This is a genomic window from Paraburkholderia sp. BR14320 (genome assembly GCF_040948665.1).
GTDB classification, from domain to species: Bacteria; Pseudomonadota; Gammaproteobacteria; order Burkholderiales; family Burkholderiaceae; genus Paraburkholderia; species Paraburkholderia youngii.
On the sequence record NZ_JBFPKG010000044.1, the window covers coordinates 1 to 21,103 of the forward strand.

The 21,103-nt window shown below is 64.9% G+C and carries 18 protein-coding genes; 9 read left to right on the forward strand and 9 right to left on the reverse strand.

Annotation, left to right across the window (positions count from 1 at the left end; genetic code table 11):
* Positions 1-128 precede the first annotated feature (128 nt).
* Positions 129-1,379, forward strand: a complete 1,251-nt coding sequence (locus AB3X89_RS29875) for a DUF3443 domain-containing protein (RefSeq protein ID WP_368586498.1) — start codon at positions 129-131, stop codon at positions 1,377-1,379.
* Between the two features lie 50 nt (positions 1,380-1,429).
* On the opposite strand, the gene AB3X89_RS29880 is transcribed toward AB3X89_RS29875, so the two are convergent.
* A complete protein-coding gene (locus tag AB3X89_RS29880) occupies positions 1,430-1,873 on the reverse strand; it encodes a hypothetical protein (RefSeq protein ID WP_368586499.1) in 444 nt (147 codons plus the stop codon).
* Between the two features lie 157 nt (positions 1,874-2,030).
* Between AB3X89_RS29880 and AB3X89_RS29885 the strand changes: the two genes are divergently transcribed.
* Positions 2,031-2,657: a cadmium resistance transporter gene (locus AB3X89_RS29885; RefSeq protein WP_368586500.1), complete on the forward strand. Its 627-nt coding sequence runs from the start codon at positions 2,031-2,033 to the stop codon at positions 2,655-2,657.
* Positions 2,658-2,701: 44 nt separating this feature from the next.
* Here AB3X89_RS29885 and AB3X89_RS29890 read toward each other — a convergent pair whose 3' ends face one another.
* Positions 2,702-3,034, reverse strand: coding sequence for a hypothetical protein (locus AB3X89_RS29890; protein ID WP_368586501.1), 333 nt, complete (start codon positions 3,032-3,034; stop codon positions 2,702-2,704).
* A gap of 330 nt (positions 3,035-3,364) precedes the next feature.
* Here AB3X89_RS29890 and leuA point away from each other — a divergent pair, with 330 nt between their 5' ends.
* Complete coding sequence (leuA, locus tag AB3X89_RS29895) at positions 3,365-5,071, forward strand: 2-isopropylmalate synthase (RefSeq protein ID WP_368586502.1); 1,707 nt, start codon at positions 3,365-3,367, stop codon at positions 5,069-5,071.
* A gap of 131 nt (positions 5,072-5,202) precedes the next feature.
* Here leuA and AB3X89_RS29900 read toward each other — a convergent pair whose 3' ends face one another.
* From AB3X89_RS29900 to AB3X89_RS29920, 5 genes are all read right to left on the reverse strand, one after another.
* Positions 5,203-5,982 carry an amino acid ABC transporter substrate-binding protein gene (locus AB3X89_RS29900; RefSeq protein ID WP_368586503.1) on the reverse strand — a complete coding sequence of 260 codons (780 nt, stop codon included), beginning with the start codon at positions 5,980-5,982 and terminating at the stop codon, positions 5,203-5,205.
* Between the two features lie 148 nt (positions 5,983-6,130).
* Entirely contained in the window at positions 6,131-7,369 is a 1,239-nt protein-coding gene (boxA, locus tag AB3X89_RS29905) for a benzoyl-CoA 2,3-epoxidase subunit BoxA (RefSeq protein WP_368586504.1), read from the reverse strand.
* A gap of 77 nt (positions 7,370-7,446) precedes the next feature.
* Positions 7,447-8,874 carry a benzoyl-CoA 2,3-epoxidase subunit BoxB gene (gene boxB / locus AB3X89_RS29910; protein WP_368586505.1) on the reverse strand — a complete coding sequence of 476 codons (1,428 nt, stop codon included), beginning with the start codon at positions 8,872-8,874 and terminating at the stop codon, positions 7,447-7,449.
* A gap of 98 nt (positions 8,875-8,972) precedes the next feature.
* Entirely contained in the window at positions 8,973-10,652 is a 1,680-nt protein-coding gene (boxC, locus tag AB3X89_RS29915; protein ID WP_368586506.1) for a 2,3-epoxybenzoyl-CoA dihydrolase, read from the reverse strand.
* 114 nt (positions 10,653-10,766) lie between these two features.
* Positions 10,767-11,765: a helix-turn-helix transcriptional regulator gene (locus AB3X89_RS29920; protein ID WP_368586507.1), complete on the reverse strand. Its 999-nt coding sequence runs from the start codon at positions 11,763-11,765 to the stop codon at positions 10,767-10,769.
* A 251-nt stretch (positions 11,766-12,016) separates the two neighbouring features.
* Here AB3X89_RS29920 and AB3X89_RS29925 point away from each other — a divergent pair, with 251 nt between their 5' ends.
* From AB3X89_RS29925 to AB3X89_RS29945, 5 genes are all read left to right on the forward strand, one after another.
* Positions 12,017-12,484, forward strand: coding sequence for a DUF4863 family protein (locus AB3X89_RS29925; protein ID WP_368586508.1), 468 nt, complete (start codon positions 12,017-12,019; stop codon positions 12,482-12,484).
* A 72-nt stretch (positions 12,485-12,556) separates the two neighbouring features.
* Positions 12,557-14,146, forward strand: coding sequence for a benzoate-CoA ligase family protein (locus AB3X89_RS29930; protein WP_368586509.1), 1,590 nt, complete (start codon positions 12,557-12,559; stop codon positions 14,144-14,146).
* An 11-nt stretch (positions 14,147-14,157) separates the two neighbouring features.
* Entirely contained in the window at positions 14,158-15,018 is an 861-nt protein-coding gene (locus tag AB3X89_RS29935; RefSeq protein ID WP_368586510.1) for an alpha/beta fold hydrolase, read from the forward strand.
* Positions 15,019-15,139: 121 nt separating this feature from the next.
* The gene (locus AB3X89_RS29940; protein WP_368586511.1) at positions 15,140-15,451 is read left to right on the forward strand and encodes a hypothetical protein; all 312 of its coding nucleotides are present in this window, start codon (positions 15,140-15,142) and stop codon (positions 15,449-15,451) included.
* Positions 15,452-15,571: 120 nt separating this feature from the next.
* Positions 15,572-17,689: a phosphocholine-specific phospholipase C gene (locus AB3X89_RS29945; RefSeq protein WP_368586512.1), complete on the forward strand. Its 2,118-nt coding sequence runs from the start codon at positions 15,572-15,574 to the stop codon at positions 17,687-17,689.
* A 118-nt stretch (positions 17,690-17,807) separates the two neighbouring features.
* On the opposite strand, the gene AB3X89_RS29950 is transcribed toward AB3X89_RS29945, so the two are convergent.
* Both AB3X89_RS29950 and AB3X89_RS29955 read right to left on the reverse strand, forming a co-directional pair.
* Positions 17,808-18,188, reverse strand: coding sequence for a DUF5594 family protein (locus tag AB3X89_RS29950; RefSeq protein WP_368586513.1), 381 nt, complete (start codon positions 18,186-18,188; stop codon positions 17,808-17,810).
* A gap of 49 nt (positions 18,189-18,237) precedes the next feature.
* Positions 18,238-19,914, reverse strand: coding sequence for an acyl-CoA synthetase (locus AB3X89_RS29955; protein WP_368586514.1), 1,677 nt, complete (start codon positions 19,912-19,914; stop codon positions 18,238-18,240).
* 322 nt (positions 19,915-20,236) lie between these two features.
* Here AB3X89_RS29955 and AB3X89_RS29960 point away from each other — a divergent pair, with 322 nt between their 5' ends.
* Complete coding sequence (locus tag AB3X89_RS29960; protein WP_368586515.1) at positions 20,237-21,103, forward strand: hypothetical protein; 867 nt, start codon at positions 20,237-20,239, stop codon at positions 21,101-21,103.

Below are 21,103 nucleotides of genomic sequence, written 5' to 3' on the forward strand. Positions count from 1 at the left end.
GCCGCGCGTGGCTGCCGGCGGCTTTGCCCGCCGGCGTCACATCCGACGACATCCAGTGACGCGCGCGCCCCGCACGCGTCGCTCGCGCCCCTTTCACGCCTGAGTTCCACCAGACGGACCGCCACGCCATGACATCCGCCTTGCGTTTCCATGCCCTGCTTCTGATCGTCTGCGCGGCCCTGGCCGGCTGCGGCGGCGGAGGCGGCAGTTCCTCATCCAGCTCGTCCGGCTCGTCCGGCTCGGGCTCGACGCCGTCCGCGAGCGCGCCGACCAGTTCCGCCAGCGCGAACGTGCCGCAATCGACCACGCCCAACGTGCAGCCGGTCACGGTCGGCGTATCACCCGGCAACACGCGCAACATGCTGATGACGAGCGTCACCGTCTGCCAGGCCGGCACCGGCAACTGCGCGACGATCGACGACATCCAGGTCGACACCGGCTCGAACGGCCTGCGCATCCTCGCTTCGGCGCTGCCGACGACGCTGTCGCTGCCGACCATCGCCGCGGGCAGCGGCGTAAGCGCCGAATGTGCGGTGTTCGGCAGCGGCTACGCATGGGGCTCGATCCGCACCGCGGACGTGCGCATGGCTGGCCAACAGGCGTCATCGATTCCGATCCAGCTGATTGCCGACAGCGCGCTGCCCGGGGCGCCCGCCGACTGCGCGAACTCCGGCGGCGCGTCGCTGCTGACCGTATCGAGCCTGCACGCGAACGGCATCCTCGGCGTGGGCCTGTTCCCGGTCGACTGCGGCAACGGCTGCGCCAATTCCGCGTTGCCGCGCTGGTACTACAGCTGCACGACGGGCGGCTGCAGCGCGACCGCGCAGCCGCTCGCGCAGCAGGTGACCAACCCGGTCAGCAGCTTCGCACTCGATAACAACGGTGTGGTGATCGACCTGCCGGCCGTCGCCGATGCGGGTGTGGCGAGCGTGTCGGGCTCACTGATTTTCGGCATCGGCACCCAGTCGAACAATACGCTGACGGGCACGAACGTTCTGAGGGCGAACGCGGTGACGGGCTACGTGACGACGAACTCGGGCGGTCTCACCTATGCGGTGAGCTATCTCGATAGCGGCTCGAACGGCCTCTTCTTCCACTCGGCGCAGTTCCCGTTGTGCGGCTTCTGGTACTGCCCGACTTCGACGCAGTCGGCGAGCGCGTCGATCACCGGCGTCGATGGCGTGTCGAGCACGGTGTCGTTCGACATCGCCAATTCGAACACGCTGTTCGCGTCGTCGAACAACGCGTTCGACAATCTCGCCGGCAATTCGAGCCTCGGTTTCGGCTGGGGCTTGCCGTTCTTTTACGGCAAACGCATTTACACGGCGATTGCGACGCGCAATACGTCGGCAGGCCAGGGGCCGTATTACGCGTTCTAAGGTTTGCCTGGGTTAGATGCGCAGCAACGGTGCGCCGCGCGGGCGCGAACTCAGCCCGCCGAGCTGGCCGGTTGTGCAGCCGGCGTGGCCAGCTGCGGCGGCGCGAGCCAGCGGAATACGTCGAGCTGTTCGCCATGGAATGTGCATTCGGCGGCGGCCGGCGTGCGGACCTTCGACGGCTGGGCCGGCTTGGCGGCCACCTTGACCTCGGAGGCCGCTTGCGACGCCGACGCGGTGAGCGGCGCGGAAGCCGCCGTCGCGGACGTGCTCACCGCATGCTCGATCGTCCCCTCCACCACGACCCGCGAGCCGCGAATCGCGGCCCCGCGATGGGTGACCCGCAGCCTATCCGACGACATTCCCGACGACGGCTCGGCCAGCTTGCTGCGCATCAATTGCTCGCAGGCGCTCGAGTTGCGGGTGACGATCGTGCAGGCCCCCAGCAGCGCCGCGGCGCATGCGAGACAGGCAATAGAGAGAAGGCGAATCTTCATCGATGTTCCGTTGTTCGAAGCCCCGGTCATTGTAGCCGCTTGACCTTGACCTTGACCTTGACGCCGCGCATCGGCATCGTGTTGACCGGCCGCCCGTTGCCCATATGGCGCGGCGAATTCCAGGCGACTCTCCCTCGGTAACGACTCTGGCTTCTTCATGCTCAGCCTCGTCCTGCTCGCAATCGTCGCCTACGCCGCGACCAATATCGACAACCTGTTCGTGCTGCTCGGCTTTCTGACCGAAGCGGGCGCGGAGCGACGCCGCGTGATCGCGGGACAGTACGCGGGATCGTTGATCCTGGTCGCCGCGGCGCTCGTACTAGCGGCCTTGCTCACGCGCCTGCCGGCCGGTTATGTGGGCCTGCTCGGCTTGATGCCGATCGTCGTGGGCCTGTACAAGGCGTGGCAGCGCTTCGGTCCTGGCCACGCTCGGCATGACGCCAACGAGGATGGCGAGGACGGCCGCACAAGCGCTTCGCCATCCATTCGCGGCTCATCGAGTTGGACCGTCGCGAGCGTCGCCATCGCCAACGGCTCGGACAACCTCGCCGTCTACGTGCCGCTGTACGCAAGCCATACCCCCGCCGAGAACGCGCTGGTTTCGCTCGTGTTCATCCTGATGATCGGATTGTGGTGCGCGGGCGCGGCATGGCTCGTCGATCATCCGTTGCTCGGCGCGCCAATCCGGCGGTACGGCTCGGCGCTGCTGCCGCCGATCCTGCTCGCGATAGGCTTATCGGTGTTGTTGAACAACGATACGCTGCGGCTTTTGTCCGGCGGATGAGCAACGCGGGGCCCGGATGAAACACTGTCCCGGCGTCGACGAATTCAATCCGCCGGCCGCGGCGGCTGCACATAAGTGCGCACGCCCGCCAGCGGCGCGCCATAGCCGCCCGCGCTCGGGTTGTTCGGCAAGCCGTTGACCAGTTGCGCGCGCGGATCGGTCGGATTCAGATTCAGCTCGCCCGCCTGCTGGTTGCCGTGCGTCGGATACTCGCTGCCGAGCGCCGCATGTGGCATCAGGCGCGTGCTGTTCTGCGGCGCGTTCATGTCGTTCTGCGCGCTGAGCCCCTGCGCGCCGACCTGCCCGACGAACCCGCACGCCAACGCCGCGCACGCGCAGATCCTTGCGACGGCGGATATCCACGCTACCCTGTTCATGTTCGCCTCCTGCTCAATGAATTGACGACGCCTCGTGAGCTCACCCGTGAATCGAACGCGGCACGAGCACACTGCGTGCCCTTGACGCAATCTCAATAATATGTTCCCATTGCGCACTATGTACCGCGCCCAGACCACCCTATCGCTACTACTAGCCCGCTCTACCGGGCTAGGTCTGCTGCTGCGCGCGTCCGCTTCTCTCTGATACACCGAAGCATCGCTTGAATCCCCAGTAACTGACCCAGCCCCGGTTTCCGACCGGCGGCCCAGTATCGCGTTTTCGTCGTCCGGTCGACACCCGTTCCACGGTCTCTCCCTCGGATGATGAAAATGTTGAAAAACCCCGCTACCAAGTACCGTTCGTTCAAGCCGATCAATTTGACGGATCGCCAGTGGCCGTCGCGCACCATCACGCGCGCGCCGATCTGGATGAGCACCGACCTGCGCGACGGCAACCAGGCGCTGTTCGAGCCGATGAACGCCGAGCGCAAGATGCGCATGTTCAAGACGCTGGTGCAGATCGGCTTCAAGGAAATCGAAGTCGGGTTTCCGTCGGCGTCGCAGACCGATTTCGACTTCGTGCGCGAGCTGATCCAGGGCGGCCATATTCCCGACGACGTGACGATCGAAGTGCTCACGCAGGCGCGCGACGATCTGATCGAGCGTACGTTCGAATCGTTGCGCGGCGCTCCGCGCGCGATCGTCCACGTGTACAACGCGACCGCGCCGGACTTCCGCAAGATCGTGTTCGGCCTCGAAAAGAGCGGCGTGATCGAGCTCGCGCAGAAGGCCGCGCGCACGGTAAAGCGCCTCGCCGACGCGCAGCCGGAAACGCACTTCACGCTGCAATACAGCCCGGAAGTGTTCAGCGGCACCGAACTCGAATTCGCGAAGGAAGTCTGCGACGCGGTGTTCGACATCTGGCAACCGACCCCTGAGCACAAGGCGATCGTCAATCTGCCGGCCACCGTCGAAATGGCCACGCCGAACGTCTACGCGGACCAGATCGAATGGATGCACCGCAATCTCGCGCGTCGCGATTCGCTGATCGTCTCCGTCCACCCGCATAACGACCGTGGTACGGCCGTCGCCGCTGCGGAACTCGCCGTGATGGCGGGCGCGGATCGCGTCGAAGGTTGCCTGTTCGGAAATGGCGAGCGCACCGGCAACGTCGATCTCGTCACGCTCGCGTTGAATCTGTACACGCAAGGCGTCGATCCCGAGCTCGATTTCTCGAACATCAACGAAGTCGCGCGCACGGCCGAGGAATGCACGCAGTTGCCGATCCATCCGCGTCATCCTTATGTCGGCGACCTCGTCTTCACCGCGTTCTCGGGCTCGCACCAGGACGCGATCAAGAAGGGCTTCGCCGCGCAGAAGCCGGACGCGATCTGGGAAGTGCCGTACATGCCGATCGATCCGAGCGACCTCGGCCGCACCTACGACTCCGTGATTCGCGTGAACAGCCAGTCGGGCAAGGGCGGCATCGCGTATCTGCTCGAACAGAGCTACGGCGTCGTGTTGCCGCGCCGCCTGCAGGTCGACTTCAGCTCGGCCGTGCAGCGCTTCACCGACGACAGCGGCCAGGAAGTCACGCCGGCGCAGATCTGGGAACTGTTCCAGCAGGAATACGTGCGCACGGCGGAGCCGGTCCGCTATGTCGGCCACAGCCTGTCCGAGCACGACGGCCGCGAGCACATCAGGCTCAACGTCGAAATCAACGGCACGCCGCGCGTGCTGACGGGCGCCGGCAACGGCCCGCTCGACGCGCTGATGAACGCGTTCGACGTGCCCGTGCGCATCCAGCACTACGAGGAACGCGCGCTCACGCAGGGCGCCGATGCGCGCGCGATCGCGATCGCCGAAATGGCCGGCGCCGATGTGGCCGGCAGCGCGTTCGGCGTCGGTGTGGATGCGAACCTGATCACCGCGTCGATTCGTGCGGTGATCAGCGGCGTGAACCGCGCATATGCCCGCGTGAACGCGGATGCACAGGAGCGTTTCTTCGACGCCGCGCTGAGCGACGCGACGGTGTGACGCCTGGATCTGCCGCGTTGAACGCGCGGCACGCCGCATGTTCAACGGGCTGATGGCAATGAAGAAGGGGCGTCTCGACGACGCCCCTTCTTTTTTGACCTGAATATATTCGCGTCAAAGTCGGCCGAGGTTCACTGAAACACGTCCCGGCCGAAGTACTTGAGCGAAATCCGCTGATAGGTGCCGTCTTTTCTCATGCGGGCGAGCGCATCGTCGATCGCGACGCGCAGCTTCGGATTGCCCTTGCGGATCAGTACCGCCGACTTGTCGCTGCTATCGGGCGACGTATCGACCGCGACGACCTTGATCCTCGCGTCGGGCACGCGCTTCTTATAGTCGAGAAACGACAATGAATCGTTGACGGTCGCATCGACGCGGCCCGTGACGAGCAGATCGATCGATTCGTCGAAGCCCTGCGCCGGAATCACCTGCGCGCCGTGCGCGGCCGCGATCCGGCCGACGTTGCTGGTCAGGGTGTTGGCCGACTTGCGGCCCTTCAGGTCATCGAAAGATCTGATCGTCGTGTTGTCGGAGGCGACGATCAGCACCGCGTGCGACGTGATGTACGGGTCCGAGTAATCGTATTTGAGCTTGCGCTCGTCGGTGATCGCGACCTCGTTGATCACCGCGTCGTAGCGATTGACGTCGAGACCGGCGATCAACCCATCCCATTTGCCTTCGATGAATTGCGGCTTGACGCCGAGACGCTGCGCGATCGCGCTGGCGAGTTCGACGTCGAAGCCGGTCAGCTTGCCCGCCTCGTCGTGATACGTGAAAGGTGCGTACGTGCCTTCGGTGCCGATCCGGAACACGCCCGACGCCTTGATCTGCGCGAGCTCGTCGGCGCTCGCCGGATGCGCCAGGACGGCATGCAATAGCGCTGCCATCGCGAGTGAACGAATCGGTTTCATCGGACGGCTCCGGTCTGAGTGGCTGCGCAGGTGGCGGACTGCCGCGTTTGGCGAGGGGATGCCGGCGCGCGGCCGGCTGCGTGGGCCGACTGTAGCAAATCGTCCGCGATTTTCAAAATGATTCGCGCGCGATCAGTCCGTCAGTACGTCAGTACGTCTCGAGATGCAGCCGCCCTTCCCGCTTCAGCTTCGCCCACAGCGCTTGCCAATCGAGCTGATGCTGCGCGCCGATATCCTCGAGCGCCTGCAGCACACCATCCTCCATGCCTTTGAGGCCGCACACGTAGATATAGGTGTTGTCGTCTTTCAGCAGGTTCGCAACGTCGGCCGAACGTTCGCGCATCGCGTCCTGCACATAGCGCTTCGGCTGTCCCGGCGTGCGCGAAAACGCGAGCGTGGTGTCGATGAAATCCTTCGGCAGATTCGTCAGCGGACCGAAGTACGGCAACTCCTCCTTGGTGCGCGCGCCGAAGAACAGCATCAGCTTGCCGGTCGCGCCTTTCAGGCGCTTGCGCCGGCGGTACTCGGTCATCGCGCGCATCGGCGCGGAGCCGGTGCCAGTACAGATCATCAGCAGATGCGAGTTCGGATGATTGGGCATCAGGAAGGTGCTGCCGAACGGACCGATCACGTTGACGACGTCGCCCTTCTTCAGATCGCAAAGATAGTTCGAGCAGACGCCGTCGATTGCGTCGCCGCGCTGCTGCGACACGCGCTTCACCGTCAGCGACACGTTGTTATAGCCGGGCCGCTCGCCGTCGCGCGGACTCGCGATCGAGTACTGGCGCGCGTGGTGCACGCGGCCGTCGGCGGCAGCCCCCGGCGGCAGAATACCGATCGACTGGCCTTCGAGCACCGGAAACGGCATCGAGCCGAAGTCGAGCACGATGTGATGGATGTCGCTCGATGTGGCGCTGTCGGTGAGCCGGTAGTTGCCGACCACCGTCGCGGTGGTCGGCGCCTTGTGCGTGTACAGATTCACGTACGGCTTCGCAGCCGACCACGGCGGCACGACCGCGCCGCGCACGGTGTCGACTTCGATGCCGTCGGCTTCGGCGGAACTGTCGCCCGCGGCGGAAGCGGCCACTGTTTCTTCAGCCGGCACGGCCATCGTGTTCTGCTCCGGCAGCACGTCCCACGTGAACTGCTCGTCGATCGAATACGCGTCGGCCTTCAGCACCGTGCGCCAGTTGTCGATCGCGCCGGTCGGACACGGCGGCACGCAGGCCATGCAGCCGTTGCAGACATCGGCCTTCACGACGTAGTTGTTGTCGTCGTGCGTGATCGCATCGATCGGACAGGTCTCTTCGCAGGTATTGCAGCGAATGCAGATCTCCGGATCGATTAGATGCTGCCGCAGAACTTCGACCGATACTGGGCCGTTCATGACTTCCTCCACCTCGCAATACGGCGCGCGCGTGGCGCGCCTTTCGTGCTTCGGCTGCCAGGGCCTGCGCACAGGCCCTAGTTGAAGCGCACGTATTCGAAATCGACCGGCTGACGGTTCACGCCCATCGCGGGCGGCGCGATCCAGTTCGCGAACTTGCCCGGTTCGGCCACGCGACCCATCAGCGAAGCGACGAACGCGCGGTCTTCCGGCGTGGCGAGCCACGTCGCTTCATTGGCGGCCCATTCGGCTTCGCTGATCACGCGGCCATCGGGCGACACCCGCGTGCCCGCGAACGTGCCGATCTGCCGGTTGAAAGCCTTGTGCGGCACCGTCATGCGAAAGTCGATGCCGGCCTTCTCGAGCACCTTGTTCCAGCGCCCGACGCCCGCGACCGAGTCCTTGATGTAATCGTCGCGCAGCACTTCGTTCATCGCGTTTAGCATCGGCACCTCGCGCTCGACGAGCTTGCCGTCCTGCACGTCGAGCAGCTTGTAGCTATGCTCGTTCAGCCGATGATCGTCGTCGCGCTTGCCTTCCTCGTAACGGCCCTTCAGGCCCGAGCTATAGAACGTCGCTGCGTTCGACGAATGATCGGCGCCGAACAGGTCGATCGTGACCGAGTAATGGAAGTTCAGATAGCGCTGGATGGTCGGTAGATCGATCACGCCAGCCGCGCGAATCTTCGCGACGTCGTCGCCGCCGAGCTCGTTCATCACCTGCGCGGTGCGCTGGATCACGCGCGACACGCCCGACTCGCCGACGAACATATGATGCGCTTCCTCGGTCAGCATGAACTTCGTGGTGCGCGCGAGCGGATCGAAACCCGACTCCGCGAGCGCCGACAACTGGAACTTGCCGTCGCGGTCGGTGAAGTACGTGAACATGTAGAACGCGAGCCAGTCCGGCGTTTTCTCGTTGAACGCGCCGAGAATGCGCGGATTGTCTTCGTCGCCCGAGCGGCGGCCGAGCAAGGCTTCGGCTTCCTCGCGACCGTCGCGGCCGAAGTAGCGATGCAGCAGATACACCATCGCCCACAGATGCCGGCCTTCCTCGACGTTGACCTGAAACAGGTTGCGCAGATCGTACAGCGACGGCGCGGTCAAGCCGAGGTGACGCTGCTGCTCGACCGAAGCCGGCTCCGTATCGCCCTGCGTGACGATGATGCGGCGCAGGTTCGCGCGATGCTCGCCGGGCACGTCCTGCCACGCGGCCTCGCCCTTGTGCTCGCCGAAGTGGATCTTGCGATCCTGCTCGCCCGGCGCGAGGAAAATACCCCAGCGGTACTCCGGCATTTTCACGTAGTCGAAGTGCGCCCAGCCGCCCGCGTCGACGCTGACCGCGGTGCGCAGATACACGTCGTAGCTGTGCGAGCCTTCCGGGCCCATGTCGCCCCACCACGACAGAAAGTTCGGCTGCCATTGTTCGAGCGCGCGCTGCAGTGCGCGGTCGTCGGCGAGGTTGACGTTGTTCGGAATCTTTTCGCTGTAGTTGATCGAGGACATGGTCGGTTCCCTGGGTCGATTCCCTATTCGGAAGCTGCAGTGGCGAGAGGCGCGTATCGGCAAGCGGCGTCGTTTGGTCGGTGTGAGCGCGATGCCGATTACACGCGCGACACATCGAATTGAGCCTTGCTGCCCTTGCCGTACACCTTGAGCGCACCCTTGTCGCCCACTGCGTTCGGCCGGTTGAAGATCCAGTTCTGCCAGGCGGTGAGACGGCCGAAGATGCGCGTCTCCATCGTCTCCGGCCCGTTGAAGCGCAGATTCGCTTCGAGGCCGGTCAATGCATCGGGCGACATCGCCGCGCGCTCTTCGAGCGCGATGCGGATTTCGTCGGCCCAATCGATATCGTCCGGCGACGCGGTAACGAGACCGAGGCGCTCGGCATCGAGCGCCTTGACCGGCTGGCCGATCAGCGCGCGCACCGCGTCGAGCGGCTCGGCTTCCTCGTAGAAGCGCCGCGCGAGCCGCGACTGATGCGTGACCATCGGATACAGACCGAAGTTGACTTCCGACAGCGTGATCGCCGGCTCCTCGTCCTCGTTGTCGGGCAGCGCCGCCATGTAGGTGCGATCGGCGGCGAACGCGAGTTCGGCGAACGTGCCGGCGAAGCACGAACCCGGCTCGATCAGCGTGAAGATGGAACGCGACGACACGTCGAGGCGCGCGAGCGTGCGACGCAGCATGCCGATCGTTTCGCGCACGAACCAGTGATCCTTGTGCTGCAGCAGCGTCGCATCGACGGCGAGCAGATGGCGCGCGTCGCCTTCGGTCTTGAACACCCAGGTGCCGATGTCGAGCGCGTTGGTGCGCATCGACAGGATCGCGTCGTCGAGTTCGCGGGCGAATTGCAGCGGCCACCAGTTAGCGCCGGCCGCGACGATCGCGGCGAGCTCGGTCGGTTGCTCGGTGCGCGGTGCGCGCGCGGTGAAGGTCGCCACACGTTTCGCACGATCGATGGTCACGTCCACGGTCTGGTAGCCGAGGCCGTCTTCGCGATCCGTGCGTTCGATGCGCGTGAGCGCGACACCCTGTGCATCGGCCGGACGATCGCTGTGCGCGCCGAGTTCGAGCGCGCGCGCCTGAATGGCCTGCTCGAACTGGTTCGGCTTCACGACTTCGTCGACGAGACGCCATGCCTTCGCGCGCTCGCCACGCACTCCCTCGACCACCGTGCAGAAAATATCCGCGCGGTCGTGGCGCACTTTGCGTTTATCGGTCACGCGCGTGAGACCGCCAGTGCCGGGCAGCACGCCGAGCAGCGGCACTTCTGGCAGCGACACCGAAGAGGAACGATCGTCGATCAGATAAATTTCGTCGCAGGCGAGCGCGAGTTCATAACCGCCGCCCGCGCACGCGCCGTTCACCGCGGCGAGAAACTTCAGCCCCGAATGGCGCGACGAATCTTCGAGGCCATTGCGCGTTTCGTTCGTGAACTTGCAGAAGTTGACCTTCCATGCGTGCGACGACAGGCCCAGCATGAAGATGTTCGCGCCCGAGCAGAACACCCGGTCCTTCAGGCTCGTCACCACCACCGTGCGAACTTCCGGATGCTCGAAGCGAATCCGCTGGATCGCGTCGTGCAGCTCGATGTCGACGCCGAGGTCATACGAATTGAGCTTCAGCTTGTAGCCGTCGCGAATGCCGCCGTCCTCGGCGATGTCGATGCCGAGTGTCGCGACCGGACCGTTGAAGCTGAGCTTCCAGTGCTTGTACTGCGACGGCTCGGTGCGGTAGTCGACCGGCGCCGCCTCGGCAACGACGGCAGGTACTGTGGACATGGGGCGTCTCCTGAGTGGACGATGCAATCTGTTTTTTTTGAACAATAGTGCATCGCCATACCACCGTAAAGCACTTTAATGCATTTTTAAGTGGAAACCCTACTGCCCGATCGGTCAGTTCACGCGCGCTTCGTCAGGCGCTTCCGCCGCGAGCCGCGCGGCGAGACGGTCGCGCAACTGCAGGTAGGCATCGGCGAGCGTCTTTTCGCTGGTGTCGAACGTCATGTCGGCGCGCCCGTACAGCTCGGCGCGCCCCGCGAGGATGCGCTTCAGGTCGTCCATCGCCTCGCGGTTGCCGGACATCGGCCGCAGATCGCCTTGCGCGACGACGCGGCGCATATGTTCCTCGGGCGTCGCCTGCAACCACACGGTGAAGCAGTGCGACAGCAGCACGTTGAACGTGCCCGATTCCGACACCAGGCCGCCCGGCGATGCGATCACCGCGCGCGAATGCTCGTGGATCACCGCCTCGAGCGCGCGCTGCTCGTAGCGTCGATACGCGCTCGCGCCGTACAGCGAATGAATCTCCGACGGCGGACAACCCGCCAGTTGCTCGATCACGCGTGTGAGCTCGATGAACGGCACCTTGCGCTCCTGCGCGAGCATGCGTCCGAGCGTCGACTTGCCCGCGCCGCGCAGACCGATCAGCGCGATGCGGTCCTTGCGATGCGGGTCACCCGGCGCGTGCGCGAACATCTCCGCAAGCGCGATGCGCGCGCGCTGTAGCGCCGCCTGGTCGCGCCCGTGCAGCAGTTCGCGGATCAGCAGCCATTCGGCGGACGCAGTGGTTTCGTCGCCGATCACCTCGGCGAGCGGGCAGTTCAGCGTGGCCGCGAGCTGCCGCAGCACCAGCACCGACGCATTGCCGACGCCCGATTCGAGATTCGCGAGATGCCGCTCCGACAAACCGGTTTCGGCCGCCAGCGTCTTGCGTGTCATGCCGCGGCGAGCGCGCAGCAAACGCACGCGCTCGCCCATCGCGGTCAGAAACGGGTCGCGCTCTTCGCGCTCGCCGCCGCGTTCGGCCGCGCGGTCGCCCGCGCGCTCGGTGCGCTCGGCGCGGGCCGCGTCGTCGGTTGCGTCCAACGGTGCGGGTGGATACTTTTGGTTCATGTTCTGCGACCTCTTGACTACGAGACATGTACTATAGTGCTTGACACGCACCAGGTGAACGGTTTAATTTTCGCCAAAAGCTGATCCAATCACAAACACAGTCGCGCGCCACCCTGCATTCCGGCCGCGTCACGGAGACGGCGCCGCACCACGCATGCAACAAAGTTCCGGGGGCCGGCCATCCGGCGGCCGGCGGCCGGCCACCCGGGGCCGGCCCTCCGGCCTGCGTGAGCGCGCTTCTGGAGGCTCGCATGTCCGCACAGGAATTCCAGCGCCTGATCGCAGGCGTCACTGGGCAACTCGCCGGGCGGCCGCTCGACGCTTCGCTCGCCGACTGGCTGAACGACATCTGGCCCCCCGATAGCCCCACCTTTCACGAACTTGCGAGCGCATGCCGTACAGGCGTCGCCGAAGGCTGGCTGTGCAACCGCGAGGCCGGCGGCATCCGCTACGGCCGCATCTTCAAGGCGCTGCCCGACACGCACGGCTTTTCCGCCGACGTCGTCGACATGCAGGACATTGCCGGTCCGCACCACGTCCATCCGCACGGCGAGATCGATCTGATCATGCCGCTCACCGAAGGCGCGACGTTCGACGGCCATCCGGCCGGCTGGTGCGTGTACGGCCCCGGCTCCGCGCATCGTCCGACCGTCGCGAATGGCCAGGCGCTGGTGCTGTATCTGCTGCCGCAAGGGGCGATCGAATTCACGCGCGCGTGAGCCGCGAGCGGCAAGCATCGAGCGGATCACGCGCATACAAAAGCCGGACGCGTCCACGGACCGAGGAGACATATGGAAGCCCTGCTGGAAACGAGCATGCGCGAGCCGGTTGCGCCGCCGCCCCCGCTGTTCAACTTCGCGACGCATCTGTTCCGGCTGAACGAAGCGCGCGCGCGCAAGGTCGCTTATATCGACGACCACGGCGCGATGACCTACGGCGAGCTCGAACAGCGCGCGCGGCGTTGCGCCAGCGCACTGCGCGCGCTCGGCGTGCATCCCGAGGAGCGCGTGCTGCTCGTGATGCTCGACACCATATCGTTGCCGGTCGCGTTTCTTGGCGCGCTGTACGCGGGCATCGTGCCGGTCGTCGCGAACACCTTGCTGACCGCCGCCGACTATACGTACATGCTGACGCACAGCCATGCGCGCGCGGTGATCGTGTCGGAACCGTTGCTGCCCAACTTGACGGAGGCGCTGAGCAGCATCGACGACGACGGCTGCCAGCTGATCGTCTCGCAGCCTGACGCTTCCCCTGGAGAGCCGCTCGCGGCGCCCCGCTTCGAAACGCTGGTCGATACCGCCACACCCGCCGTCAAAGGCTGCGCGAGCAACGCGGACGACATCGCCTTCTGGCTCTATTCGTCGGGCTCGACCGGCAAGCCGAAAGGCACCGTCCACACGCACGCGAATCTGTACTGGACCGCCGAGCTGTATGCGAAGCCGGTGCTGGGGATCGTCGAGAGCGACGTGGTGTTTTCGGCGGCGAAGCTGTTCTTTGCGTATGGGCTCGGCAATGCGCTGACGTTTCCGCTGTCGGTCGGCGCGACCGCGATCCTGATGGCCGAGCGCCCGACCGCCGACGCGATTTTTGCGCGCCTCGTCAAGCATCGCCCGACCGTGTTCTACGGCGTGCCGACCCTGTACGCGAACATGCTGGTGTCGCCGAATCTGCCCGCGCGCGCCGACGTCGCGATCCGCGTGTGCGCGTCGGCCGGCGAGGCGTTGCCGCGCGATGTCGGCGAACGCTTCACCGAGCACTTCGGCGCTGAGATTCTCGATGGCATCGGCTCGACGGAAATGCTGCACATCTTCCTGTCGAATCGCGCGGGCGAAGTCGAATACGGCACGACCGGGCGCCCCGTGCCGGGCTACGAAGTCGAGTTGCGCGACGAGGCCGGGCGGCCGGTGCCCGACGGCGAAGTCGGCGATCTGTTCATCAAGGGGCCGAGCGCGGCGCTGATGTACTGGAGCAATCGCGAGAAAACACGCGCGACGTTTCTCGGCGAATGGATCAGAAGCGGCGACAAGTATCGGCGTCTCGCGAACGGCTGTTATGTTTACGCGGGCCGCAGCGACGACATGCTGAAAGTAAGCGGCCAGTATGTGTCGCCGGTCGAGGTCGAGATGGTCCTCGTCGCGCATCCGACGGTGCTCGAAGCGGCGGTGGTCGGCGTCGATCATGGCGGACTCGTGAAAACGCGCGCGTTCGTCGTGCTCAAGCGCGACTTCATGCCTTCAGACCTGCTCGCCGATGAACTGAAGGCCTTCGTCAAGGAACGGCTCGCGCCGCACAAGTATCCGCGCGATATCGTGTTCACCGACGATCTGCCGAAAACCGCCACCGGCAAGATTCAACGCTTCAAACTACGCGAACTGTCATAGGTGTTTCATTGATGCAGAACCGAGGTACCGCCCCTGCTGCTCCCTCCACGAATCCCGCCAGCGGCTTCGCCGAACTGCCGGCGACCACGTCGCATGGGCCGCTGCGCATCGAGTACCAATGGGTCAACGAGCAGGCGAATGCTCAACACGACGATCCACCGATCGCGGTCTTCCTGCATGAAGGGCTCGGCTCGATCGCGATGTGGCGCGACTGGCCGCAGACGTTGTGCGAGCGGCTCGGCATGCGCGGGCTCGTCTATTCGCGGCCCGGTTACGGACTCTCGACACCGCGTGCGCCTGACGAGAAATGGCCGGTCGATTTCATGACCGCGCAGGCGCGCGACATTCTCCCCGCCTTGCTCGACGCGCTCGATATCGGCTTGCGGCAACGCCAGCGCATGTGGGTGATCGGCCATAGCGACGGCGGTTCGATCGCTCTGCTGTACGCGGCGCTGTATCCCGGTGCGCTCGCGGGCGCGGTCGTGATCGCACCGCACGTATTCGTCGAAGACATCTCGGTGCAAAGCATCGCCCAGATGAAGCAGCTTTACGAAACAACCGATCTACGCGCGAAGCTCGCCCGCTATCACGCGGACGTCGATTCCGCGTTCTACGGCTGGAACGATATCTGGCTCGATCCCGAGTTCAGGCAGTGGTCGATCGTCGAGGCGCTCGCGCCGATCCGCCGACCGCTGCTCGCGATCCAGGGCCACGACGATAACTACGGCACGATGGCGCAGATCGATAGGATCGGCGCGCGCGTGCCGCATGCAAAACTCGTGAAGCTCGACGCGTGCGGACACTCGCCGCATCGCGATGCGCCCGCCGCGCTCAACGACGCGATCGCTGCGTTCGTCCGCGCGCAGCGATAAGCGGCGCCGTGGCTGTTACCGATACTTCATAAAAATTACACGGTTCGGCGATTATGCTTGCGCATCGCTGACCTCGGCACATCGATGGCGAGGCATCCCTTCCTCGCCCGGAGACAGTGCCATGCCTTTCGTGTCGAAGCCGATTCGTGCGCCGCGCCGCAAACGTTTGACCGGCGCCGTGGCGGTCATCGCGCTGTGCGCGCTAGCGGGAGCGTGCAGCAACGACGACCCGCCCCCGAGCACGGATACGATCAGTTCAACGGAACATTCCGCCGCCAGCCCGGGCGACCCATCGATCGCCCCGCCGCCGGCCGACCCCGCGCCGCCGACGCTGACGATCCAGACACCAGCGGCACCGGCATCCGAAGCCGGCACGGCCTTGTCCGCCGCTGCGCCGCCGCTTGCCCGCCCCGTCATCCATACCGTCGATTGAGAATCGCGCCGCGCGGGGAGACTAGCCTGCCTTCGCGCGTCCGACGCAGCATTGCCGTTTCAGTACCGCAAGTCGTCTTCCCCGTGCCTTTTTCCTCCACCGAAGATCTAAGCCACAACCATGACCTCAACAAATCGCCGTGATTTTCTGCGCTCGGCCGCGCAAGCCGCCGGTTCCTTTACCGCGTTGAGCATGCTGCCGCCCGGCATCCGCAATGCGCTCGCGATTCCGGCCAACAACCGCACCGGGACGATCCGCGACGTCGAGCATATCGTCGTGCTGATGCAGGAGAACCGCTCGTTCGACCACTACTTCGGCACGCTCAAGGGCGTTCGCGGCTTCGGCGACACGCGCGCGATCAAGCTCGCGAATGGCCAGCCGGTGTGGTATCAGCCGCTCACCACCGATACCACCGGCGCCAGCTACGTGCTGCCGTTCCGTCCGAGCGCGCCGAACCTCGGCCTGCAATTCCTGCAGGATCTCGCGCACGACTGGGGCACCACGCACGCCGCATGGAACGGCGGCCGCAACGATCAGTGGGTGCCGTCGAAAGGCGCGACCACGATGGCCTACCTGACGCGCGATGACATCCCGTTCCACTATCAGCTCGCCGACGCATTCACGATCTGCGACGCGTACCACTGCTCGCTGATGGGTCCGACCGATCCGAACCGCTACTACATGTGGAGCGGCTGGGTCGGCAACGACGGCAGCGGCGGCGGCCCGGTGATCGACAATTCGGAGCTCGGCTACGGCTGGTCGACCTTCCCCGAAGTGCTGCAGGACGCGGGCATCTCGTGGAAGATCTATCAGGACATCGGCACCGGGCTCGACGCGAACGGCTCGTGGGGTTGGACGCAGAACGCGTACATCGGCAACTACGGCGACAACTCGCTGCTCTATTTCAACCAGTACCGCAACGCGCAGCCGGGCAACCCGCTGTACGACAATGCGCGTACCGGCACCAACGCGGCGAACGGCGACGGCTACTTCGACATCCTGAAGCGCGACGTGCAAAACGGCACGCTGCCGCAGGTGTCGTGGATCGTCGCGCCCGAAGCGTACAGCGAACACCCGAACTGGCCGACCAACTACGGCGCGTGGTACATCGACCAGGTGCTGCAGATCCTCACGTCGAACCCGGACGTGTGGAGCAAGACCGTGCTGCTGATCAACTACGACGAAAACGACGGCTTCTTCGATCACATCGCCGCGCCGTTCGCGGCCGCGTCGAGCGCGAACGGTCTGTCGACCGTCGACGTCACGAACGAGATCTATGCGGGCGATCCGAAGAACGTCGCCGGGCCGTACGGGCTCGGACCGCGCGTGCCGATGCTGGTGGTGTCGCCGTGGTCCAAAGGCGGCTACGTATGCTCGGAAGTATTCGACCACTCGTCGGTGATCCGCTTCATCGAAAAGCGCTTTGGTCACCGGCACAATCTCGGCGAATCGAACATCACGCCGTGGCGTCGCGCGGTGTGCGGCGATCTGACCTCCGCGTTCAACTTCGCGAATCCGAACGCGTCGGTGCCGTCGCTGCCGAGCACGAGCGGTTACGTGCCGCCCGACCAGAACCGTCACCCGGACTACGTGCCGCAAGCGCCGACGGTGCAGACGGTGCCGAAGCAGGAAGCGGGCGTGCGCCCGGCACGCGCGCTGCCGTACGAACTGTTCGTGCGCGTCGACGAAGGCGCGAACGGCAAGCTGACGATGCGCTTCGTCAACACGGGCCGCGCGGGCGCCGTGTTCCTCGTGTACGCGGCCAATAGCGCAGACGCGCCGCGCAGCTATACCGTCGAAGCGGGCAAGCATCTGCAGGACACGCTGATGCTCAATGCCGATGGCAGCTACGACTTCAGCGTGCACGGACCGAACGGCTTCCTGCGCCGCTTCGCGGGCAAAGTGGTTGCGCGGAACTGGTGGAATGGTTCGGATACCGCACGGCCCGCCGTCGCCGAAGGCTACGATGTCGCGAACGGCAATCTCCAACTGCGGCTCGAGAACGTCGGCAGCGCGCGTTGCCAGTTCACGATCGTCAACGCGTACGACAGGAACCATGTGATCAAGCATTGGGTGCGCGGCGGCGACACCGACAATCTGTACCTCGATCTGCGCAAAGCATACGGCTGGTACGATCTCGCGATCACCGTCGATACCGACCCGACGTTCGCACGCCGCATCGCCGGTCACGTCGAGACGGGCAATGACAGCATCAGCGATCCGGCGCTGGGCGGCTGAACGCCGCTGTCAGCCAACGCTGCAAAAGTAACGGCCGCTGGCTCTTCGAGCACAGCGGCCGTTTTTTATCCAGCTATCTCGAGCGCACACCCGCCAACCCGCAATCGCGCGCGGGCGTCTACGCTTCGAAATCGAGCCCGCCGATCAACGTAACCGGCTCACCCTGCGTGTGCGTGGAGAAATCGAGTTCGCGCGCCTGGGTCCACGCATTGAGCTTGCGCGGCAGCGCGGCCAGATATCTGGCGAAGCGCGTCACGCCCTGCTCGCCCATCAGTCTTTCTATTTCATCGCTGTCCCAGGTCAGATACAGATTCAACGGATGCGGGTAATGACCGAGTTCATCGAGCGGCGTTGCGTGAATCCGCACGCGGGTGGGCTGCCCCGGCTCGCCATGCGGCAGCACGTCGGTGTGAACGGTCGTCGCGACGCACGCGGCGATCGCCTCGGCAATGCGCGGCGCGAACTCCTGATCGAAACGAATGGCACTCTCGGGGCGCATTCCATGTCTCCGCTGTGATTCTCATCGTGGGTGGGTCATCGTAGCAGACTCAGTTTTTTGCCGGTGGGACCGCGTCCGGGTCGTGCGCGCCGGTCTCCCCCAACGCCTCGCGCAGCGCCTTGCGGATCACCTTGCCGGTGGCCGTCATCGGCAGGCTTTCGACGAAGCGAATCTCGCGCGGATATTCGTGCGCGGCCAGACGCGTCTTGACGTGCTGCTGGATCTCGCGCACCAGCGCATCGTCGCCGACGAAGCCCGCTTTCAGCACGACGAACGCCATCACGATTTCGGTGCGCTCGCTATCGGGCGCGCCGACCACGGCGGCCATCGCGACGGCCGGATGACGCAGCAGCGAATCTTCGATCGATGCGGGGCCGATCCGGTAGCCGGCGCTCGTGATCACGTCGTCGCCGCGGCCGACGAAGCGAATGAAGCCGTCCGCGTCGCGCGTGCCGAGATCGCCGGTCAGCAGAAACTTGCCGCGAAATTTCTCGCGCGTCGCCGCTTCGTTGCGCCAGTAGCCGACAAACATCACCGGGTCAGGCGCGGCCACCGCGATATCGCCGATCGCGCCGGGCGGCAGTTCGTTGCCGGCGGCATCGACGATCGCGACATGGTGCCCCGGCACCGCGCGCCCGATCGCGCCGAAGCGCGGCTCGAACAGCGCCGCGCACGACGACACCACGACGTTGCACTCGGTCTGCCCGTAGAACTCATTGATCGTCACGCCGAGCGCGTCGCGCCCCCAGCCGATCAGTTCCTCGCCCAGCGATTCGCCGCCGCTCGCGACCGAGCGCAACGCGAGCCGCAGATGAGCGGGCCGCTCGACACCGCGCATCATCTTCAGCGCGGTCGGCGGTAAAAACGCATGGGAGACCGCGTGACGCGCGAGCAAATCGAACGCGGCGTGGCCGTCGAATTTCGCAAAACGGCGCGCGAGCACCGCGACGCCGTGATGCCACGACGGCAGCAGCACATCGAACAGACCGCCGATCCACGCCCAGTCCGCGGGCGTCCACATCAGCGTCGCGTGCGCGGGAAAGCCCTGCTGCGACATCTCGACGCCGGGTAAATGGCCGAGCAACACGCGATGCCCGTGCAACGCGCCCTTCGGTTTTCCGGTCGTGCCCGACGTATAGATGATGATCGCCGGCTCGTCCGCAGCGGTATCGACCGGCGTGAATTCAGCAGGAGCGCCATGCAACGCCTGCCAGAACGACCGCACGGGCGCGTCCGATGCTTCGTCATCCTCCTCGATATCGACGCTGAACACATGTCGCAACTCCGGCAGCGCGCCGCGGATTTCGTCGATCTTTTGGACGCCGGCGTGATCGGTGATCAGCGCGACCGCACCGCTGTCGCCGAGCCGATGCTCGATCGCGTCCACGCCGAACAGCGCGAACAGCGGCACCGCGACCATGCCGGCCTTGTAGGCAGCGAGATGTGCGATGGCCGTTTCGATCGATTGCGACAGGAAGATGCCGATGCGCTCGCCGCGTCGTGCGCCCGCCGCGAGCAGCGCATTGGCGAAGCGGTCGGACAGCGCTTTCAGTTCATCGAACGTATAGCGGGTCGCGCGGCCTTCGGCATCTTCATAGATCAGCGCGAGACGCCCCGAGCCATCGGCCCACTTGTCGCATGCATCGACGCCGATGTTGTAGCGCGGTGGAATGCGCCACGTGAAATTGGTCGTGAGCGAATCGTAAGTCTCGCCGTCGAGGTTCATCGTGTCTCCTGAATATCGTCGTTATCGCTGCATGGGCTGCCGCATGGCCCATCGCTTGCTACTTCCGCGCGTGGCCGGTGTTCCGCAGTTTAGCCCACGATCTTGCCTGTCCCGTTCGACGCGTCGCCTTGCGCAACTGGATTCGCCAAATACGACATAGTCCCGCCCATAATCGCCGACCGGTCGCACTGAACTCAACGTTTTGCGACAACTCCTGTGTGATTCAAGCCCTTTACGTCTGACCTGTGCCGTCCCCGTCTAGGATCGTTACACAGCTTCGGCGCCTATGTTGCGCCGCATGATCGCTCCCCCCGGATGACATATGCGCAAGGCAAGATTTGCATCGTTCTGGCACGGCCCGGAACTTTCTCCCTATGAAGTCGCCTGCCTAAGTTCGTTCACGCAGTACGGCAGCGAGGTCGCGCTTTATAGCTACGAGCCGATCGCCGGATTGCCGCCCGGCGTAGCCGCGAAGGACGCGACCACGATATTGCCGCGCGATTCGCTGAACGACTTCCCGATTTGCGGGGTGCCGTCGATGCAGCATTTCACCGACTATTTCCGCTTCGTGATGTTCACGAAGACCGACGAGATCTGGGTCGACACCGACATGCTGCTGCTTCGTGATTTCGATCTCAACGCCAAGGGCGATCTGATCGGACGGGAAAACCAGACGAGCATCTGCAATGCGATTCTGAGGCTCGATCCGGATCAGCCGCGCTTGCACGAGGCAATCGAACGGATCGAAGCGATGAAAGGCACCGCACTGAAGTGGGGCGACACCGGCCCTCGTCTGTTGACCGCCGTCTACGGCGTGAAGGCCGGGCTTCCCGAGAGCCTGTTCTATCCGGTGCATTTCAACGATTACTACAAGGTGTTCCTGCCGCGCTATTTCGAAGAGTGCGCGGCGCTCTGTTCCGACACGTACACGCTGCATCTGTGGAACAACCGGATCGTCAAGATGGGGCTCTTCAAGCGCATCGGGCCGCCCGTCGGGTCGTTCCTGCATCACTTGTTCGAGCAAACCGGCGCCAACGAGCTGTTTCGCGAGTTTTATCCGGCGAGCGTGATGCAGGCGATGATCGACAACGCGGTGGAGAAAGTCGGCAGCGACGAAGGCGTGCGCAAGCTGCTGCGCGTCGGCGTGCCGATGGTCACGACGGCCATCGCGCGCAGACTCGGCGCCTGA